Annotated in this window: 1 protein-coding gene; it reads left to right on the top strand. The window is 36.7% G+C overall.

Going from position 1 to position 1173, the window contains the following annotated elements:
* Nucleotides 1-76 precede the first annotated feature (76 nt).
* Nucleotides 77-1173: ISL3 family transposase (locus QOR82_RS09100; protein ID WP_283584417.1), on the top strand; the 1097-nt coding region annotated here is incomplete at its 3' end.

Genomic DNA, 1173 nt, shown 5'->3' with positions numbered 1-1173 from the left:
CTAAATAAAAAAGGACATTTAAGTCCTCTTGCCATACAATGAATACGCCAATACCACGGTAAAGGAAGAGTTCTAAATGTCCCAAAATTATTTTAACCCATCATGCTTCGGAATTGAAGATCCAAATGTCAGAGTTGTCTCCGCTAAATCTTGTATCATCAATCATCAAATTACTGACGTAATTTGTGGCTATTTAACTACTAAAAATCTACCGATTTGTCCATATTGTCATGCTCATCAAGTGATTCGTAATGGTTTCCGCGAATCAAAGATTCATTTAACCAATGCCGGTGAGCATCAACGTTTGCTTTATCTTAAAAAGCAACGCTGGCTTTGTCATCACTGTCAACGGACCTTTGGTCCACAAACCAATTTAACGGCTGGACATGACTCATTATCTAGATCGTTAAAAAGCCAAATAATGAACTTAGTTCGCTTAGGCACACCAGCTTCACACATTTCTTTAATTATGCACTGTTCGACCAGTACGGTTATTCGGACAATTAATGATCGTATTGAACTTCATAGACGAGTAGCTCGGTTACCACAAAACTTATGTTTTGATGAATTTCGCTCAGTAAAACATACGATGTCGTTTGTTTGTTGTGATGCAGTTTCTCATCAGTTAATTGTTAAATTATCAAACCGTTTATCTAAATCAATTATCGATTACTTTGAAAATCGTTACTCCGTGGCCGAACGCCAACGAGTCAAAACAGTAGTCGTTGATATGAATGCTCAATATAGTCATTTTATTCATCGCTTATTCCCAAAGGCACAAATCATTATTGATCGTTTCCACATCACTCAGTTAGCTGGACGAGCACTTGACAGTGCTCGCATTCAAACCATTAAGGGTTTAAAGGATCATCACGCTCGTATTTATCGTATTATGAAGTCACAGTGGCGACTATTCCACAAAGATTACACCCAAATTGATGCCATTAAGCCAGTCTATCTTCGTGGAATTAACGAGTATATGACTCAACAGAATGCGATCGATTTAGTCTTGAATCACTTCACCAAATTTAATGATGTTTACCAAACCTATCAGTACTTAATGCACGTTATTAAGATTCGAAATGTACAAGAAATGTCAGAATTGCTAGATACTTATCAGCCCTTACATAATCAAATGGATATCGTTATTCACACTTTACGATACTATCGTCA

The organism is Limosilactobacillus difficilis (genome assembly GCF_947387495.1).
GTDB classification, from domain to species: domain Bacteria; phylum Bacillota; class Bacilli; order Lactobacillales; family Lactobacillaceae; genus Limosilactobacillus; species Limosilactobacillus difficilis.
This window is presented reverse-complemented; position numbering and strand designations above follow the sequence as displayed.